Origin of the sequence: Vibrio tritonius, from assembly GCF_001547935.1 — a bacterium.
GTDB lineage: Bacteria > Pseudomonadota > Gammaproteobacteria > Enterobacterales > Vibrionaceae > Vibrio > Vibrio tritonius.
This window is the reverse complement of record NZ_AP014635.1, coordinates 2912276-2930855: the sequence shown is the minus strand read 5'-3', so window position 1 is coordinate 2930855 and position 18580 is coordinate 2912276. Positions and strand designations below refer to the sequence as shown.

Annotated in this window: 14 protein-coding genes; 7 read left to right on the top strand and 7 right to left on the bottom strand. The window is 44.7% G+C overall.

Annotation, left to right across the window (positions count from 1 at the left end; genetic code table 11):
• Positions 1–97: 97 nt before the first annotated feature.
• Together JCM16456_RS12940 and JCM16456_RS12935 are read left to right on the top strand one after the other, a co-directional pair.
• On the top strand, positions 98–1012 hold the full coding sequence (locus JCM16456_RS12940; RefSeq protein WP_068714983.1) for an ABC transporter ATP-binding protein: 915 nt from the start codon (positions 98–100) through the stop codon (positions 1010–1012).
• Positions 1013–1020: 8 nt separating this feature from the next.
• Positions 1021–1791: an ABC transporter permease gene (locus JCM16456_RS12935; protein WP_068714981.1), complete on the top strand. Its 771-nt coding sequence runs from the start codon at positions 1021–1023 to the stop codon at positions 1789–1791.
• A 69-nt stretch (positions 1792–1860) separates the two neighbouring features.
• Here JCM16456_RS12935 and panC read toward each other — a convergent pair whose 3' ends face one another.
• The 7 genes from panC to sfsA form a co-directional block, all read right to left on the bottom strand.
• Positions 1861–2739, bottom strand: a complete 879-nt coding sequence (gene panC, locus JCM16456_RS12930; RefSeq protein WP_068714979.1) for a pantoate--beta-alanine ligase — start codon at positions 2737–2739, stop codon at positions 1861–1863.
• A 10-nt stretch (positions 2740–2749) separates the two neighbouring features.
• Positions 2750–3544: a 3-methyl-2-oxobutanoate hydroxymethyltransferase gene (gene panB, locus JCM16456_RS12925; protein ID WP_068714977.1), complete on the bottom strand. Its 795-nt coding sequence runs from the start codon at positions 3542–3544 to the stop codon at positions 2750–2752.
• Between the two features lie 12 nt (positions 3545–3556).
• A complete protein-coding gene (gene folK / locus JCM16456_RS12920) occupies positions 3557–4051 on the bottom strand; it encodes a 2-amino-4-hydroxy-6-hydroxymethyldihydropteridine diphosphokinase (protein WP_068714975.1) in 495 nt (164 codons plus the stop codon).
• Positions 4048–5409 carry a polynucleotide adenylyltransferase PcnB gene (gene pcnB / locus JCM16456_RS12915; RefSeq protein WP_068714972.1) on the bottom strand — a complete coding sequence of 454 codons (1362 nt, stop codon included), beginning with the start codon at positions 5407–5409 and terminating at the stop codon, positions 4048–4050. Before pcnB ends, folK begins: the two co-directional genes overlap by 4 nt.
• Before the next feature lie 111 nt (positions 5410–5520).
• Complete coding sequence (gene gluQRS, locus JCM16456_RS12910) at positions 5521–6390, bottom strand: tRNA glutamyl-Q(34) synthetase GluQRS (protein ID WP_068714971.1); 870 nt, start codon at positions 6388–6390, stop codon at positions 5521–5523.
• Positions 6391–6532: 142 nt separating this feature from the next.
• Positions 6533–6973 (bottom strand): RNA polymerase-binding protein DksA, encoded by a 441-nt coding sequence (dksA, locus tag JCM16456_RS12905; RefSeq protein ID WP_068714969.1) that lies wholly within the window; start codon positions 6971–6973, stop codon positions 6533–6535.
• 122 nt (positions 6974–7095) lie between these two features.
• Positions 7096–7854, bottom strand: coding sequence for a DNA/RNA nuclease SfsA (gene sfsA, locus JCM16456_RS12900; RefSeq protein WP_068714967.1), 759 nt, complete (start codon positions 7852–7854; stop codon positions 7096–7098).
• Between the two features lie 60 nt (positions 7855–7914).
• Here sfsA and hrpB point away from each other — a divergent pair, with 60 nt between their 5' ends.
• The 5 genes from hrpB to JCM16456_RS12875 all read left to right on the top strand — a co-directional run bounded on the left by hrpB (position 7915) and on the right by JCM16456_RS12875 (position 18371).
• On the top strand, positions 7915–10377 hold the full coding sequence (gene hrpB / locus JCM16456_RS12895) for an ATP-dependent helicase HrpB (RefSeq protein WP_068714965.1): 2463 nt from the start codon (positions 7915–7917) through the stop codon (positions 10375–10377).
• Positions 10374–12701 carry a penicillin-binding protein 1B gene (mrcB, locus tag JCM16456_RS12890; protein ID WP_068714963.1) on the top strand — a complete coding sequence of 776 codons (2328 nt, stop codon included), beginning with the start codon at positions 10374–10376 and terminating at the stop codon, positions 12699–12701. The genes hrpB and mrcB overlap by 4 nt, the downstream gene beginning before the upstream one ends.
• Before the next feature lie 88 nt (positions 12702–12789).
• On the top strand, positions 12790–15048 hold the full coding sequence (locus JCM16456_RS12885) for a patatin-like phospholipase family protein (RefSeq protein ID WP_082712331.1): 2259 nt from the start codon (positions 12790–12792) through the stop codon (positions 15046–15048).
• A 240-nt stretch (positions 15049–15288) separates the two neighbouring features.
• Entirely contained in the window at positions 15289–17886 is a 2598-nt protein-coding gene (gene acnB / locus JCM16456_RS12880; RefSeq protein ID WP_068714959.1) for a bifunctional aconitate hydratase 2/2-methylisocitrate dehydratase, read from the top strand.
• A 119-nt stretch (positions 17887–18005) separates the two neighbouring features.
• Complete coding sequence (locus JCM16456_RS12875; protein WP_068714957.1) at positions 18006–18371, top strand: YacL family protein; 366 nt, start codon at positions 18006–18008, stop codon at positions 18369–18371.
• The last annotated feature ends 209 nt before the right edge of the window (positions 18372–18580 follow it).

Below are 18580 nucleotides of genomic sequence, written 5' to 3'. Positions count from 1 at the left end.
GAGGCTTTACATAAAAGGGCCGTGTTCTCTAGGGTAGGGGTTGAAAATTGATTGTTAGGACAGCACATCTGTTCTGTTCAATAAAAATAGGAAATGTATGTACGCATTAGAATTAAATCAGCTGCGCAAAACCTATGCTGGTGGTTTTGAAGCGCTGAAGGGTATTAGCCTCTCAGTAGAAAAAGGCGACTTTTACGCGCTACTGGGGCCCAATGGAGCTGGTAAATCAACCACGATAGGTGTTATCTCTTCGTTAGTAAATAAAACCTCAGGCACAGTTAAAGTGTTTGGTTATGATATTGATAAGGACCTTGAGCTAGCAAAACAGAATTTAGGATTGGTCCCGCAGGAGTTTAACTTTAACCCGTTTGAAACTGTAGAGCAGATAGTGATGCAGCAAGCAGGTTATTACGGAGTAAAACCTGCAGTAGCAAAAGAGCGAGCTGAGAAATACTTAAGCCAGCTAGATTTATGGGAAAAGCGCAAAGAACGAGCTCGTAACCTGTCTGGTGGCATGAAGCGCCGTTTGATGATTGCTCGAGCCTTGATGCATGAGCCTCACTTGTTGATTCTTGATGAGCCAACGGCAGGGGTTGATATCGAATTGCGCCGTTCTATGTGGGAATTTTTGGAACGTATCAACCGAGAAAATGGCATTACAATTATCCTCACAACTCACTATTTAGAAGAAGCAGAAATGCTGTGTCGGAATATTGGCATCATTAACCATGGTGAGTTAATTGAAAACACCACGATGAAAGGCTTGTTAGGCAAATTGGCCGTTGAGACATTTATTCTTGATGTGGATGATGTGAGCCAAATTCCTGCTTTAGAAGGGGTTCTTTCTCAACAGATCGTTGAGGGGTCGCTTGAAATTGAGCTGGAGAAGAGCCAAGGCTTAAATCATGTTTTTAGCCAGTTAACTGAACAAGGTGTGACTGTGCTTTCTATGCGCAATAAAGCAAACCGCTTGGAAGAGTTGTTTGTTAGCATCATTCATCGCGACAAGTGAGGCATTCGATGTATCAAATTTATTGGACTGCATTTTGTAGTTTATTGCACAAAGAAATTAAGCGTTTTACACGTATCTGGGTGCAAACTCTCGTTCCACCTGCGATTACCATGACTTTGTATTTCATCATATTTGGTAATTTGATTGGTTCGCGTATTGGTGAAATGAACGGTTTTACCTATATGGAATATATCGTTCCTGGTTTGATCATGATGTCGGTAATTACTAACTCATACTCTAATGTCGCGTCATCTTTTTTTAGTGCCAAGTTTCAGAAGAACATAGAAGAGTTGTTAGTGGCACCTGTGCCTAACTACGTCATCATCGCTGGCTATGCAATGGGTGGTGTGGCTCGTGGTCTATTAGTGGGCGCAATGGTGACAGCGGTATCACTGTTTTTCGTGGACCTGCAGGTTCAGCATTGGGGCATTGTGGTTGCTACTGTCTTTATGACTTCAATTGTCTTTGCTCTTGGCGGTTTGATCAATGCTGTATTTGCGAAGAGCTTTGATGATATTTCGATAGTCCCCACTTTTGTATTAACGCCATTAACCTATCTGGGGGGGGTGTTTTATTCCATCAGTCTATTGCCTGCGTTTTGGCAAGGGGTATCGAAAATTAACCCGATAGTGTACATGGTCAACGCATTCCGTTACGGCTTCTTAGGGGTATCTGATGTGGGGATTGGCATGTCGTTTACTGTTCTCTCGATTTTTGTGATTGGCTTGTATGCAATTGCTCACTATTTAGTGACTAAAGGGAAGGGGCTGCGTAGCTAATTTTGGCATCGTTGGTTAAAACTAAAAAGCCCACATTGAGAACAATGTGGGCTTTTTGATCTAGAAGAATTACTCTTCTTCTTGGCTTTCTTTAGGCTCTGTTAAGTCCAATACTTGGTTATCTATCAAACGGACTTTACCTAAAAATGCAGACATCAAGATCACCGCTTGTTTAGTATCAGCGCTGATGGTTTGCAGTGTCTGAGCATCGCGAATGTAGATTTGATCTGGTTCGAGATCAGCGGCTCTTAATTGATCATTGGCATCTTCGACAATCGATGCGTAATCATCGCGACCACCGCGAATCGCACTACTGATCCAGCGCATCGTTCGAGCAAGCACTGGGGCAAGTTGGCGTTCATCCACCGACAGTAGGCTATTACGGGAACTCATGGCTAAACCATCAAGCTCACGCACTGTTGGAACACCGACAATATTGATATCTAAGCAAAGATCTTCAGCCATTTGACGAATAATCGCGAGTTGCTGGTAATCCTTTTCTCCAAAACATGCAACATCGGGCTGAACGATATTAAATAGCTTGGTTACAACAGTTGCTACGCCACGAAAATGACCAGGTCGAGAAGCGCCTTCAAGCATATAAGAGAGACCTGGCACTTCGACGAAGGTCTGTTTATCTAGGCCGTTAGGATAGATAATTTCAGGAGTTGGGGTAAAGACAAGGTCAACACCTTCAGCATTCAATTTGTTGAGATCTTCATCTAACGTGCGTGGGTAATTATTGAGATCGTCAGCTCGGTCAAACTGCATTGGATTGACAAAAATGCTTACGACGACAATGTCACCTTCTTCGCGAGCTTTACGTACCAAGGTGAGGTGTCCTTCGTGCAGGTTACCCATGGTTGGTACAAACGCTATTTTGCGTCCATCTCGTTTGAACTGTTTTACTTGTTCACGCAGAGAGACTACATCAGCAAAAGTTTGCATGAATTACTCCTTAAGCAATGGTATGCGCTTCATCTGGGAACGAACCGCTAGCGACATCTTCGATGTATTTTGCTACGGCTTGACGCATATCCCCAGTTTCTTCCAGAAAGTTTTTAGAGAATTTTGGCATGTAATTCGCCGAAATACCGAACATATCGTGCATCACTAAAATCTGTCCATCGGTTTGATTTCCAGCTCCAATACCGATAACTGGAATATCTAGTGCTGCTGTGATTTTTGCCGCTAGAGACTCTGGAACACATTCTAAAACCACAATTTGAGCGCCAGCGTTTTGCAGAGCAATCGCGGCTGCGACCATTTCGTCGGCTTTCTCTTGGTCCCGACCTTGAACTTTATACCCGCCAAAAATATTCACAGATTGAGGGGTGAGTCCAAGGTGAGCACAAACCGGTACAGAACGTTCGGTCAGCATTTTAACGGTGTCTGTCAGCCAGCGACCACCTTCAATTTTGACCATGTTAGCCCCTGCACGCATCAGCGTTGCCGCGTTGTGGCATGCTTGTTCAGGGGTGGTGTAACTCATAAATGGCATGTCTGCCATCAGTAATGCATTTGGGCTGCCTTTACGCACACTACGAGTGTGGTAGGCAATGTCCTCTACGGTGACCGGAAGGGTATCGTTTTCCCCTTGTAGTACCATACCTAAAGAATCGCCGACCAAAAGAACCGGCATTTCTTGGCTTTCAAATAGCTGAGCAAAGCTCGCATCGTATGCGGTTACGCTCGCAAATTTACGACCTTCTTTTTTCCATTTCATCAGGTCGTTGATTGTTATTTTTTTCATTATTGTTCCTTACTAGGAGTTGGCATTTTGCCAAATGCTAAGCCCGTTAAGAGGTACTTCGGTCAGTAACTCGGAGAGCATAGTCCCGTCAGGGAGTTGCAGGTTTGGTGCAATTTCTGCCAACGGATATAAGACGAACTCTCTCACTTTCATTCCGTAGTGAGGAACCGTCAAACGTTCACAGTCAATAACGTGGTCGCCATACAAAACAATGTCTAGGTCCAATGTTCTCGGTCCCCAGCGTTCTGCTTTGCGCACTCGGCCTTGATTTTGTTCGATTGCTTGTGTGCAATCGAGTAATTCTAAGGGGGATAATTGTGTTTCCAGCTCGATGACGGCATTGACGTAATCGGGTTGGTTTTGCGGTCCCATCGGGGTACTACTGTACAACGATGAGACTGCTGTCACGCGAGATTGTGGCACGGATTTTAGTGCTTCAATCGCGAGCTTTGCCTGAGACATCGGATCGCCTAGATTACTGCCTACTGCAATATATGCTGTGATCATGACTCGGTTTTGCTCTTTTTCTTACGGACATTTCTACGCGGTTTTCCCTTTGATTTTGAAGGGGATGCTTGATGAAGGTCATTCACCATCGCTTGGCGCATATTGCGTCCCGCTGATTGGAATGTATCCCACCATTGGGCCAATTCTTTAGTTTCGCCGCCTTCAACATCACCTCGCATTTGCAGGAAGTCAAAGCCAGCACGGAATTTATTCAATTCCATTAAACGAATAGCTCTTTTACCGTTACGGCGCGGCATGCGCAATTGCAACTGCCAGATTTCTCGGATAGTTGCAGTATGACGACGTGGAATAGCGATGCGTTTGACCACACGATCTAAGATCTGGTTACTCGCTTCCATCACGGCGTCGTAGTACTGGATACCCAATTCTTCGGTAAGACGCTGAGCCTGAGCGACCATTGGGTACCATAATATAGCGGCAAACATAAACGCTGGATTAATGCGTTTGTTCTCTTCTACACGTAAATCGGTGGAATCTAATGCAAGATCCAACATGTGCTCAGTTTGAGAAGAATAATCAGCAGTAAAGTGATCGGCAATCACTGGGAATAGCTGTTGGAATAGATTGTATTCACGCATTAGGTGATACGTTTCTAAACCGTGACCTGACTGCAGCATTTTTAGCGACTCTTCATACAGGCGTGCAGATGGAATCTCACCCAGTAGTGGCGCTAAACGCTCAATCGGTTCCGCGGTATCTTCTTCAATGTCAAAATCCAGTTTTACCGCAAAGCGGATAGCGCGCAGCATACGTACCGGATCTTCACGGTAACGAGTCTCTGGGTCGCCAATAAGACGAACTAAGCGGTCTTCGAGGTCTTCAACACCACCTGCGTAATCATGGATGCTGTAATCGGCGATGTTGTAATACATTGCATTGATGGTGAAATCACGGCGTTCAGCATCTTCATCTTTAGTGCCATACACGTTGTCACGTAATAGCATACCTTGTTCAGACTGTACTGAAACTTGCGCATTCTGTTCTTGATGGTGACCACGAAATGTAGCAACTTCGACGATGTCTCGGCCAAACATAATATGGGCAAGACGAAAACGACGTCCGATAAGACGACAGTTTCTAAATAACTGGCGGATCTGTTCTGGTGTAGCGTTAGTGGCGATATCAAAATCTTTTGGTGTGCCACCTAACAATAAGTCGCGAACGCCGCCGCCGACAAGATACGCCTCGAATCCAGCACCGTGTAAGCGATACAACACTTTTAGCGCATTCTCACTGATCATCTGGCGCGAGACAGAGTGCTCTTGGCGTTCGATAATGTTTAAAGCTAAGCTTGGGTACACGCGATGTTCGCGTGGTTGTAAATCGTTGTTATTCATGTGCTTCTGACAATGCTTGGTCTTGCCTGTTTCGGGTGATGTTGGGGTACAACTTACCTAAACTGGGCGGAATTTGGGGCTAATAATAGCCTAGACGATGCCATTTGAGAATCATGGTATGATGTTGATCTCGTCTGGTAGTTGGCTAAGGCACCAGTGTTTACATCCCCACGCAACCATCTGTTCAATGGTGCAATCTGAAAAATCTTTAGGTAAATCAAAGCCTAAAAATATCATTGCTTTCATTATAGCGGGTTTGGGATTGTGATTATCGATTGCTGTCGCATGATTTTGTTTAGAGAATTTATTTCCCGAACTATCGACAGCTAACGGCAAATGTAGATAACGAACCGGAGTTTGATTAAGGGTTTTGTATAAACTGATTTGTCGGCCAGTTGGCTCAATTAAATCCGCCCCTCGAACAATCTCTGTAATTCCTTGGTCGATGTCATCAATCACGACGGCAAGATTGTAGGCAAATAAACCATCGCGCCGCTTAATAATAAAATCTTCGTGTGCCAATGCGTGCGGAATCTCTATCTTACCGCGTTTTAAGTCCTCAAAAGATTCTACGGGGTTATCCATGCGTAATCTTACGGAACAATTCTGTGCATTGGTAAGACCTAACGCTCTGCATGTACCAAGATAGTAGCCACCGGATGCTTTAATTTGCTTACGACTACACTGGCAATAGTATGCTTGACCGCTTTTTAGCCATTCATCGATTTGGCCTTGATATAAATGGTGACGCTGACTTTGATAAGCCACTTCACCATCCCAATACAAGCCGTATTGTTCAAGCGTTGCCAAAATAGCGCTAGCTGCCCCAGGCATTTCTCGAGGCGGATCTAAATCTTCAATTCTGACTAACCATTTGCCTTGCATTGCTTTGGCTTGAAAATAACTGCCTAACGCGGCGACTAAAGAGCCAAAGTGCAACAGGCCTGAAGGTGAGGGAGCAAAACGTCCGATATAACTCATACAGCGTGCTTAGATCTAAAAAACGACGGGGCATTGTAACCAAAGCGCCGTCGCCTTGCAGCTATGTCGCAAAGAATTTCCTTAGTTAGGTTATTCCTGCGCATTAATGAAAAAGGGAGCCTAAGCTCCCTTTTCAGGTTAATTAACCTAACATTTGCTTTTCTTTAATTTCAGCCAATGTTTTACAGTCGATACAAAGGTCGGCTGTTGGGCGAGCTTCTAATCGGCGAACACCGATTTCGACGCCACAAGATTCACAGAAACCGAAATCATCGTCTTTAATCTTATCGAGAGTTTTCTCAATTTTTTTGATCAGACGGCGTTCGCGGTTACGCAATTCTAAGCTAAATTCTTCTTCCTGAGATGCACGGTCTACAGGATCGGGAAAGTTTGCCGCTTCATCTTGCATGTGATGCACAGTACGGTTCACTTCTGCTCTGAGCGAATCACGCCAAGCTTCAAGAATTTTTGTAAAATGAGCCATTTGTTCTGGTGACATATATTCTTCACCAGCTTTTTCTTGGTAAGGCTCAACACCTGCAATGGCTAGGATGCCTAGCGTTTTCTTTTTGGACTCAAGCATAAAGCATCTCCTACTAACACCTAGTCAACTGCGACAGCAGTCAATTTAAGGCGGGTATCTATAGCAAAAAGAAGTGGGAGAGGCAATGACTCATTAACAAAGATCCTATCAATGTGAAGACATCAACAAAATTTTGCTTTATGAGGAACGAATTCCAATGAAGATATCAGTTTAATTTCATCTTCGGAAAACGTAGCCTTGTAACACAATACTTCTACTCCAGCTTCTAGCGCCATTGTTAACAATCGTGAATAATCCGCGTCTATATGGTGCGCGGGGGAGACTTTTTCAATCCCTGAATGCAAAACAACGTACAAAAGTACGGCTCTGCTCCCATTTTTAGCCATCTCTGCCAGTTCACGTAGATGTTTCTGGCCGCGTAATGTTTTGGCATCCGGAAAAAAACCTTGGCCTACCATGGCAGAATTTTCCTCATCTGCCAATACATTATCGTCCAAGAGGGTCACACTTTTCACCTCTACATAACATTCTGGCTTAGATTCTCCAGTGAGCAAGATATCGATACGACTATTTTCAAGCCCGTAACGTACTTCGGTGCGCAATTGGTCGTAATTTTGCAGTTCGGTAATGGTGCCGTTTTGTATGGCTTCAACCGCTAACTGGTTAGCTCTGCTGGTATTTATACAGATGTGGTCACCACATTTTGTTTCAGTTATTTCCCAACTTTGTGCATATTTACGTTTTGGGTTGTCGGAGGTGGAATACCACACAATGTCACCCGGTTCTGCGCAACCTGTCATAGCGCCAGTATTCGCACAATGGAGGGTAAAGGTCGTACCTTGTTCGGATATTACATCAGCCAAAAATCGTTTGTAGCGTTTGATTAAGGTCGCTTTTTTTAAGCTTGGGTGAAATTGCATAAGTTGATCATACTGTTTTTCTGTACAATAGTGTGGCCATTAAAACACAAGGAGCCAGACTTGTCACAGTTGCCCATTGCTGATGTTTTACCTCAACTACTTGAGGCTGTTCAGCATTCATCTCAAACGATTGTTAAAGCGGAACCCGGCGCCGGTAAATCCACATTCTTTCCTTTGCAATTGCTCTTATCTGGCCAGTGCAGCGGCAAGATAGTTATGCTGGAGCCTCGCCGTATTGCAGCGCGCAATATTGCCACGTATTTAGCCGAGCAATTGGGCGAAAAAGTTGGTCAAAGGGTTGGGTATCGTATTCGCGGTGAAACTCGGGTCGGCCCTGAAACTCAGTTGGAAATAGTGACGGAAGGTATCATGACCCGCATGGTGCAAAGCGATCCTGAGCTGACGGGTATTGATGTAGTCATCTTTGATGAGTTTCACGAGCGCAGTTTGCATGCCGATACTGCATTGGCTTTTTGTTTAGAAGTTCAAGCGGCGCTGCGAGATGACTTAACCTTGGTGGTTATGTCCGCTACGTTAGATCAACAAGCCTTACTTGGATTGTTGCCTGATGCAACCTATATCCACAGTTCAGGTCGTCAATTCCCTGTCGATATTCGACACAAAGGACTGAATGCAAATGAGCGTATGACGGGGGTGATGGCAAAGCAGATTGAGTCGCTCTTGAAAGAAGAGTCGGGTTCGATATTGGCATTTCTTCCCGGTGCAGGGGCGATTAATCAGGTCATGGAAAGTTTAACTCATTTACCCAGTGATGTGATGGTTTGTCCTTTATATGGACAGCTCTCTTTTGCGCAACAGCAAAAAGCGCTTGCTCCGGCGCCGTTGGGGCAACGTAAAGTGGTTTTGGCTACCAATATTGCAGAAACGTCTCTGACGATTGAGGGAATTCGAATGGTGGTGGATTCTGGGTTAGAGCGCGTTGCTCGCTTTGATCTCAAAACCGGGATCACGCGTTTGATAGAAGGTCGATGCGCCCAATCTTCTGCCACACAACGAGCTGGTCGAGCTGGCCGCTTAGAGCCGGGTATTTGTGTGCGTCTATACAGTGAAAGCCAAGGATTACAACAGCCTAAAACGCCCACACCAGAGATCATGCAAAGTGATTTAACCGCTTTAGCTTTGGAGTTGGCGTTTTGGGGCGCTCATGATGTGAGTGAGCTAGCTTGGCTGGATCTTCCGCCCAAGGCCGCTTTGGCTCAAGCTCGTGATCTTTTGCAAACATTGGGTATGATGAAAGAGGATGGTCAGTTGACCAGCATGGGGCGCCAAGCTCATCAATTAGGTGTTGATCCACGTTTAGCGGCAATGTTATTAAAAGTGCAAGCAATACCTGAATTTATCACTGCTGCTATAGCGCTCGCAGCGATCATGGAAGAGCCGGAAAAAAACGTCATTAATTTGAGCCACAGTGTATTACGTTGGCAGGATAGTAAACATCCCAAATCATCGATATTACTCTCTCGAGCTAAACAAATCGCGGCTTTGTGTCATACCTCATTCGATTTACGTAAGGTGACTGCGCAGCACTTGGGATTAGTGGCGTGCCTAGCCTTTCCTGATCGAGTTGCCATGTTAAGGCCTAATAGTCATGGCGAGTTTGTGCTCAGTAATGGTCATGGAGCTATGGTCGATGAATTCGATGGCTTGGCATCTGAAGCGTATCTTGTTGTGCTGGATATTCAACGACATCAACAGCAATCGAGCCGTATTTTCAGTGCGTTACCTGTAGATATACATCAATTAGAAGCCCTGTTTCCTGAGTTGTTTGTGACCCGAGATTATGTCGATTGGGATGATAAAGTGGGCAAGTTGGTCGCTGAAAAACAAACCTGTTTGGGCAAATTAACGTTGCAACGACAAGCGTTGCCTACCCCTAGCAAAGAAAAAATGACGCAAGCTTTGCTCAATTATGTCTCTCGCAAGGGGTTAAACGTATTACATTGGGACGAATCTGCGAATGAGTGGCTTACGCGAGTGCGCTGCGCGATCAATTGGTTGCCCGAAGAAGCTTGGCCGGCAATGGATGAGGCGAGTCTATTGGCGACACTCAATGAATGGTTAGGACCTTATCTCGTAGGGCTAACATCAGCCAAGCAGCTTAGCAAAGTGTCGGTGATAGACGCGCTTGCGGCTCGTTTAGGTTGGCCGCTCAATCAACAAATCGATGAATGGCTTCCTAAACACCATGTTATGCCAACCGGAACGCAAAAAAAGATTCGCTATCAGTTAGGCATGGCACCGATATTGTCGGTAAGAATGCAGGAAGTCTTTGGTGAAAAATGCTCCCCAATCATTGCGAAAGGGACTCAGACTGTTGTGATGGAATTGCTTTCTCCTGCCCAACGACCATTGCAAATTACACAGGATTTAGCTGGCTTTTGGCAAGGTGCTTACAAAGAAGTCCAAAAAGAGATGAAAGGCCGCTATCCCAAGCATGTTTGGCCTGACGATCCTGCAAACCACATAGCGACGACGAAAACAAAACGACAATTGAATTCATGAAGAAAAAAAATCCTCAATCAAAATCTAAAAAACCATCACCAAAGACTTCACCTGCCGCGCGTACTAAACGCAGCTGGTGGAAAGCGCTTTGGGGCTTTTCTTGGAAATTCGGTTTAGCGCTGGCTGCTGTATTAGTGTTTGTCGGTATCTATCTAAATAGTGTTATTAAACAACGCTTTGATGGTCAGCTGTTTCAGTTGCCGACGGTGGTGTACGCTCGGATTCTAACCCTCGAACCAGGCATGGACATTAGCCTGCAAGAAGTGCGTAATGAGTTGGATGTATTGAAATACCGCAAGGTTCAGCAACCACGCTATCCTGGAGAGTATTCGGCTTCTTCGACCCGAATTGAAATGATTCGCCGTCCGTTTGAGTTTGCGGATGGACCAGAACCTGATCGCCACGTGATGTTGACGTTTGATGACGGTGGATTAACCCATATTCAGTCGTTAGAAAAACGAGGTGAGCTGGGGTATCTGCGTCTTGATCCTAAAATGCTTGGCATGTTAGAGAAAAATACCACAGAAACTCGTCTCTTCTTACGTCGCGACCAATTTCCTGAAATTATGGTCGATGCATTGCTAACCACAGAAGACCGTCACTTTTATCAGCATGATGGTATTGCTCCTCTGGCGATTTTGCGAGCGCTTGCAGCAAATATTCGAGCGGGCCATACGGTGCAAGGGGGAAGTACCTTGACCCAGCAGCTCGCCAAAAATATTTTCTTATCCAGCCATCGCACAATTTGGCGTAAGCTTCGTGAAGCTTATATGGCGTTGATCATTGATTATCGCTATAGCAAAGACCGTATTTTAGAAGCTTATATGAACGAAGTTTATATGGGGCAAAACGGTAGTGAAGCGGTGCATGGATTTGGTTTGGCATCACGGCTCTATTTCGGTCAGCCACTACAAGAATTGCGGATTGACCAATTAGCGTTGTTAGTTGGTATGGTGAAAGGCCCATCTTATTACAACCCCGTTCGCTATCCTGAACGAGCAAGAGATCGCCGAGATTTAGTGCTTAAGCTGATGATGGAAAATGGGATGTTAACGGCCAAACAGTATGAGCAGGCAGCATTTCGCTCTCTTGATGTGCAGAAACACCCACATATTGCCAGCCGTCAGCCGGCTTATTTCCAGCAGTTGAGTAACGAACTGCAACAAAAAGTGGGAGATGCATTTAAATCAGAGACAGGTATTCGCGTCTTTACTTCGCTTGATCCTGTATCGCAGCAAGATTTGGAACGGGCGATTGCACATAAGGTTCCACAGTTGAGTAAAGCGGCGAATAAGCTTGAAGCTGCGGCTATCGCTGTTGATCGAACCACGGGTGAGATTCGTGCTATGGTGGGAGGAAAACGTGTTGGTTATGATGGTTTTAACCGCGCGTTGAATGCCAGTCGTCAGATCGGGTCATTGGCTAAAGGAGCAGTATACCTAACCGCATTAGCTCAGCCTGAAAAATATAGCCTAGTCACGACGTTGCAAGATAAGCCTATCTCACTCCAAGGTGATGAGGGCACAGTATGGACGCCTCGTAACTTCGATCGCCGTTACCGGGGAAATGTTCCACTCTATTTATCTCTCGCTAAATCATTGAATGTGCCAACGGTTGAATTAGGCATGGCATTAGGCATTGATAATGTAGCTAAAACCTTTACTCAACTTGGTGTTCCGGGGGATGAAATTCGTCCTGTACCAAGTATGTTTTTAGGTTCGTTTACGCTGACGCCTTTCCAAGTGGCACAGATGTATCAAACCATTACCAATTCAGGGAAAAAAGCGCCGCTATCAGCGCTGCGTTCTGTATTGGATTTGCAGGGTAATGTGCTTTATCAATCGATACCTAAAGTGTCACAAGCAGTACCTCAGCAGGCTGCTTGGCTAACAACTTACGCAATGAAGCGCGGTGTGATGGAAGGTACAGGACGTTATTTAACTAACCAGTTTGGATGGGCAGCTTTAGCTGGTAAAACAGGGACTAGTAGTGATACACGTGACAGTTGGTTTGTGGGAGTTGATGGCCGAGAGGTAACCACGATTTGGGTTGGACGCGATGATAATAAGCCAACGTATTTAACGGGGGCCAGTGGTGCGCTGCGTATTTACGCAGACTATCTTGCTAGCCGAATTCCTCAGCGTTTGGTGTTGCCTTGGCCAGAGCAGATCAAAACAATTGGGTTTGAACGTCAAGCTGATGGTGAATTGAAGGTTGATTGTCAGAGTAAATTTCGTTTACCGGTGTGGGACAGTCAAAATCAGTGGAAAGCGGAATGTGAATCTGGGCCAACAAACTGGTTTAAAAAGCTTTTTCAATGGTAAGTTAGGGCAGTATAGTCAATTACATTTTTTAATTTGAGGATGCTAAGTGAAGCAGTTGTACCGTTTTTTATCTGTTGTCATCGTTTGTATGTCTGCCTTTTCAGTATGGGCCAATACAACCACATCGACAACAACGGCTAAACCTCAGCGTCCTAAAATTGCTCTTGTTCTTGCAGGAGGCGGCGCTAAAGGCGCTGCTCATATTGGTGTACTCCGTGCACTAGAAGAATTGCATGTCCCTGTCGATATTGTGACTGGTACTAGCATGGGAGCCTACGTCGCAGGTCTTTATGCCACAGGAATGAATGCTCAAGATATTGAAAAATTAGTATTGAGTATTGATTGGAATGAGGGGTATCGCGATCGCGTTGATCGTAGTGAGCGTCGCATTCGTGATAAAGAAGATGAAGACCGTTACCAACTCAGGACAGATTTAGGAATTGGTTGGGGGGAGATTAAAGCACCTAAGGGCGTCGTTCAAGGACAGAATATGCTTAAGATTTTGCGTCAAAGTACGGGAAATCTTCTGCCGTTTAAATCCTTTAATCAATTAGTGATTCCTTATCGTGCTGTTGCCACAGACATCATTAAACTTGAACCGGTTGTTCTCGACCATGGCTATTTAGTCGATGCGATGATGGCCAGCATGTCGGTTCCGGGGGCGTTACCTCCTTATGAATTGGATGGCCATTGGTTGGTTGATGGTGGGGTGACGAATAATATGCCGGTCGATATTGCCCGTAACATCGGTGCAGATAAGATTATCGCCGTGGATATCAGCACTGACTACAAAGGTCAGGATTCATTTACCAATGTGTTTTCGATCGCCGATCAGTTATCCAACTATTTAGTGAGACGTAATACCCAACATCAGTCAGAGCAATTGACCGATGCAGATGTGTTACTGCATCCCGATGTTGGGTTAATGGAAACGACTGAGTTTAACAAGATGCCGCAAGCTTTTTTGAAAGGCTACCAAGCGGTCATGGAAAATAAAGAGCAATTCAAAACGTTTGAATTATCTCCTGATGCTTATCGTGCTTATCAAAAAGATAAAGCGCTCAAACGCAAAAATCTGCAGCATGGCGACCAGCGTAAAGTTGACAAAATCGTGGTGAAAAATCGCAGTCACTATAGTGATGAACTGTTAGAAAACCGCTTGAACTTACAAGCTGGTGGCATTATTCCTCCAGAACAGGTGGAAGCCAGTGTTGAAAGTTTGTATGCACTGGATCGATTTGAACTAGTGAGTTACCAGTATGCCGATAAAGACGATCAAAATGATTTGATTGTGAACGTTAAAGAAAAATCATGGGGGCCTAATTACGCGAACTTCCGGTTTTTCTTAGAAGATGATTTTAATAGCGATAGCCAATACTCGATTGGTATGTCGACTAATTTTACGGATATTAATACCTCGGGAGCTGAGGCTTCGCTGAACTTTAATATGGGGTCTGACAAGTTAATTGAAATCGGTTTTTATACGCCGCTTTTCTCAGGTCAAAAAACCTTTTTTACCTCGTCATTACGTTATAGCAATAATAAGCGTAGTGTCCCACTCACAGGGTTTGATGATACGTCTTTGCAAGCGACAGAAAACTACTATCCACTCGAATATACCGAATGGCGTGGTGAAATGGCGCTGGGGTATCAACGTAATTTGTGGCGTGAGTTTCGCTTGGGGACTCGTGTTATTTATGGTGATACAGAGTACTCAACGTTGCCTTCCTATGGGCATGCAAACTTCAAACGGTTAGGGGCGTTTATTAACTATCGTTTAGATACGCTAGACAGTTATGCGCTGCCACGTGATGGGGTGTACTTTAATTTTGAATACTTATTCTCACGTGATGAGATTTACGATGGGGATCAGCGCCTAATTTCAGATAGTATCGATACAGTCAGTGAATTGTCGACTAAACTGATTGTGGCTCACAGCTTTGATCGTCATACGTTGGTTGGCAATATTGATTATGGGGAAGTGAAAAGTAAACACACTTCAACCCCAATCGATCCGAAAACCATTGGTGGTTTTCTCAACCTTTCTGGTATTCCACGTAATAGTCTTATTGGACAAAACAAAGCGTTTGCCAGTTTAGTATATCGTTATCGTTGGTTTGATAATGACTTTGGCCTGTTCACATCGCCGGTTTATATCGGCGCATCAGTTGAGTATGGTGGAGTTTGGTCAGACCCTAGCTTGGATGTGAGTTCAGCACCTATGTATTCAGCAGGTTCGCTGTTTACCGGAGTTGACTCCCCAATAGGACCGATAATGTTTGGGTATGGCCGGACTGAGCACAATTTCGATTCAATCTATTTGATTATTGGTTCAACTTTTGAGTAGCGATCCATCTCTAAAAACTGCATGAATTATGCAACTTTAGGTGTAACTTGATATGTTGATCAAAATCGGTAGATTTTAATTTATCGTTAAATTTGCTAGTCTTTTGGCCATAATCTGGCCGCTATGGTGAGATTCTTTTCCTTACGAATCGCTACTCTTGTCATAGATGGTCACGTTTCCAAGGATGTCTGCTCTTATTTTAATCATTATTTGCGCAGACCGTAATGAGAGGAAAATGTCGTGCTTGAAGCCTATCGTAAACACGTCGCAGAGCGTGCTGCCGAAGGAGTTGTATCCAAACCCTTAGACGCAGAACAAGTTGCAGGACTTGTTGAATTACTAAAGAACCCACCTAAAGGGGAAGAAGCTTTTATTTTAGAATTGCTGGAAAACCGCATCCCACCGGGTGTGGATGAAGCAGCTTATGTAAAAGCCGGTTTCCTTGCTGCGATTACTCGTGGAGAAGTTAAGTCACCGCTAGTTTCTCCTGAAAAGGCCGCTGAACTGCTTGGTACAATGCAAGGGGGGTACAATATTGAACCTCTTGTTGAATTATTAGACAACGCTACCTTAGCTCCAATTGCTACTAAGGCTTTATCACATACTCTACTGATGTTTGATTCTTTTTACGATGTAGAAGAAAAAGCGAAAAGTGGTAACGCATATGCCAAACAGGTGCTTGAATCATGGGCTGAGGCTGAGTGGTTCTTGCAGCGTCCTGAGTTAGCGGAAAAAGTGACTCTTACCGTGTTTAAAGTGACCGGTGAAACTAACACCGATGACTTGTCTCCCGCTCCCGATGCGTGGTCACGCCCCGATATTCCGCTTCATGCACTGGCCATGTTGAAAAACGAACGTGACGGCATTACACCTGATGAGCCAGGCAAAGTAGGTCCAATCAAACAAATTGAAGCGCTAAAAGCCAAAGGCCATCAGCTTGTGTACGTTGGTGACGTGGTTGGTACTGGTTCATCTCGTAAATCAGCAACTAACTCAGTGTTGTGGTTTATGGGCGAGGATATTCCTTTTGTACCTAACAAGCGTGCTGGCGGATATTGTTTGGGCGGTAAAATCGCGCCAATTTTCTTTAACACCATGGAAGATGCTGGCGCTTTGCCAATCGAATTAGATGTATCGAAATTGGCCATGGGCGATGTTATTGATATTTACCCTCATGAAGGGAAGGTGTGTAAGCACGGCAGTGACGACGTTCTTTCAACATTTAAACTCAAAACAGATGTGTTAGTTGATGAAGTACGTGCTGGTGGCCGTATTCCTTTGATTATCGGCCGAGGCCTAACCGATAAAGCCCGTGAATCTTTGGGCTTAGAGCCTTCCAAAGTATTCCGCCGTCCGGTGCCTGTCGCTGACAACGGTAAAGGCTTTACTCTCGCGCAAAAAATGGTGGGTAAAGCGTGTGGTGTTGCGGGGATTCGTCCTGGAACATACTGCGAACCTAAAATGACGACGGTGGGGTCGCAAGATACCACAGGTCCTATGACGCGCGATGAGTTGAAAGACTTGGCGTGTTTAGGATTCTCTGGCGACTTGGTGATGCAGTCATTCTGTCATACTTCGGCTTATCCAAAACCGGTTGATGTTCAGACTCACCATACCTTGCCTGATTTTATCATGAACCGTGGCGGTGTATCACTGCGCCCAGGTGACGGCATTATCCACTCTTGGCTAAACCGCATGTTGCTTCCTGATACGGTTGGTACTGGTGGTGACTCTCATACACGCTTCCCGCTGGGTATTTCTTTCCCTGCTGGGTCTGGTTTAGTGGCATTTGCTGCGGCAACTGGTGTGATGCCGCTTGATATGCCTGAATCGGTATTGGTTCGTTTCTCAGGTAAAATGCAGCCGGGTATTACACTGCGCGACTTAGTACATGCGATCCCGCTATACGGGATCAAGCAAGGTCTATTGACCGTTGAAAAAGCGGGTAAGATCAATGAATTCTCTGGTCGAATTCTGGAAATTGAAGGCCTTGAGCATTTAACTGTTGAACAAGCATTCGAATTGTCAGATGCCTCTGCGGAGCGTTCTGCTGCGGGTTGTACGGTTAAGTTATCTGAAGAGTCTATTGCAGAATACCTAAAATCCAACATTACCATGTTGAAGTGGATGATTTCGGAAGGTTACGGTAACCGTCGTACTATTGAACGTCGTGTGAAAGCGATGCAAGAGTGGCTCGACAATCCAAGCTTGATGAAAGCGGATGATAATGCAGACTACAAGCATGTGATTGACATCGATATGAGTGAGATCAAAGAGCCAATTCTATGTGCGCCAAACGATCCTGACGATGCACGTACTTTGTCAGATGTAGCTGGTACTGCTATCGATGAAGTGTTCATTGGTTCATGTATGACCAATATTGGCCACTTCCGCGCTGCAGGTAAGCTACTTGATAAATTTAATGGTCAGTTGACCACTCGTTTATGGGTAGCTCCTCCGACTAAGATGGATAAAGACCAACTGATTGAAGAGGGCTATTACGGCATCTTTGGTAAAGCAGGTGTTCGGATTGAGACTCCCGGATGTTCATTGTGTATGGGTAACCAAGCACGTGTAGCGGATAAATCTACGGTCATGTCGACGTCAACACGTAACTTCCCTAACCGTCTAGGGAATGGTGCGAATGTATTCTTAGCTTCTGCTGAACTTTCTGCAGTTGGTGCTATTTTGGGCCGAATCCCAACGGCACAAGAATACATGGAATATGCGAAACAGATCGATGCAACCGCTGCAGATACTTACCGCTATTTGAATTTCCATTTGATGGGTCAATATACAGAAAAAGCCGATACGGTTATTTTCCAAGAACCGGCATAATCAGAACGACGTTTATGTAAAGGGACCTCGCTTAGGTCCCTTTTTTACATCCACACAAAAGCTGTTACTCAATGCCTCTCTCGGTATAATTGGCCCAAATTTTACAAGTGAAATTAATTATGGACTTTGAATTTACCAAGAATACTTTGCTTGGAGAGTACTACGTAAAATGTTCGATGGAGCATCAAATCGTAGCACGCTGGCTACAAGAAGAAATAGGTAAGGACTGCACAAAGATCGATCAAATTTTGGATCTGATTGAAAAAGCGCACCAATTTTCAGCAAAAGAACTTCAATGGCATGGTAAAGAGATTTCTTTAGTTTTGACTGGGCAAGAAGTCACTGTGCAAGAAAATACCCAGCTATCAGGGATTGAAGAGCAGTTAGAAGAAGATTTTTCTCTTTATGAGAGTGAAAGTTACGCGCAGTGCGGATTAGAAGATTTTGAATCTTTGTTGCTACAGTGGCGAGAGTTTGTCGCTTAATTAGTTTTCATATTTGCACCATTTTGTATCTTTGGCCTTAAGCAAGAAAGAACAACGCGTTATTTTTGGGAAAGAGTCGCACCGTAATGGTGCGGCTCTTTTGTTTTTATACTAGAAAACTTTTTTATTTCTAGAAATATCAATCGCTTAAAAAGTTGGCACGTACCTTGGATTGTAAAGAGAGTTAGTGGAAGACAGCTTTTTTTGGA

What these genes read in the sequence shown, in the direction of transcription:
- JCM16456_RS12940 (WP_068714983.1), top strand. Translation starts at nt 98, where the DNA reads ATGTACGCATTAGAATTAAATCAGCTGCGCAAAACCTATGCTGGTGGT.
- JCM16456_RS12935 (WP_068714981.1), top strand. Translation starts at nt 1,021, where the DNA reads ATGTATCAAATTTATTGGACTGCATTTTGTAGTTTATTGCACAAAGAA.
- panC (WP_068714979.1), bottom strand. Translation starts at nt 2,739, where the DNA reads ATGCAAACTTTTGCTGATGTAGTCTCTCTGCGTGAACAAGTAAAACAG.
- panB (WP_068714977.1), bottom strand. Translation starts at nt 3,544, where the DNA reads ATGAAAAAAATAACAATCAACGACCTGATGAAATGGAAAAAAGAAGGT.
- folK (WP_068714975.1), bottom strand. Translation starts at nt 4,051, where the DNA reads ATGATCACAGCATATATTGCAGTAGGCAGTAATCTAGGCGATCCGATG.
- pcnB (WP_068714972.1), bottom strand. Translation starts at nt 5,409, where the DNA reads ATGAATAACAACGATTTACAACCACGCGAACATCGCGTGTACCCAAGC.
- gluQRS (WP_068714971.1), bottom strand. Translation starts at nt 6,390, where the DNA reads ATGAGTTATATCGGACGTTTTGCTCCCTCACCTTCAGGCCTGTTGCAC.
- dksA (WP_068714969.1), bottom strand. Translation starts at nt 6,973, where the DNA reads ATGCTTGAGTCCAAAAAGAAAACGCTAGGCATCCTAGCCATTGCAGGT.
- sfsA (WP_068714967.1), bottom strand. Translation starts at nt 7,854, where the DNA reads ATGCAATTTCACCCAAGCTTAAAAAAAGCGACCTTAATCAAACGCTAC.
- mrcB (WP_068714963.1), top strand. Translation starts at nt 10,374, where the DNA reads ATGAAGAAAAAAAATCCTCAATCAAAATCTAAAAAACCATCACCAAAG.
- JCM16456_RS12885 (WP_082712331.1), top strand. Translation starts at nt 12,790, where the DNA reads ATGTCTGCCTTTTCAGTATGGGCCAATACAACCACATCGACAACAACG.
- JCM16456_RS12875 (WP_068714957.1), top strand. Translation starts at nt 18,006, where the DNA reads ATGGACTTTGAATTTACCAAGAATACTTTGCTTGGAGAGTACTACGTA.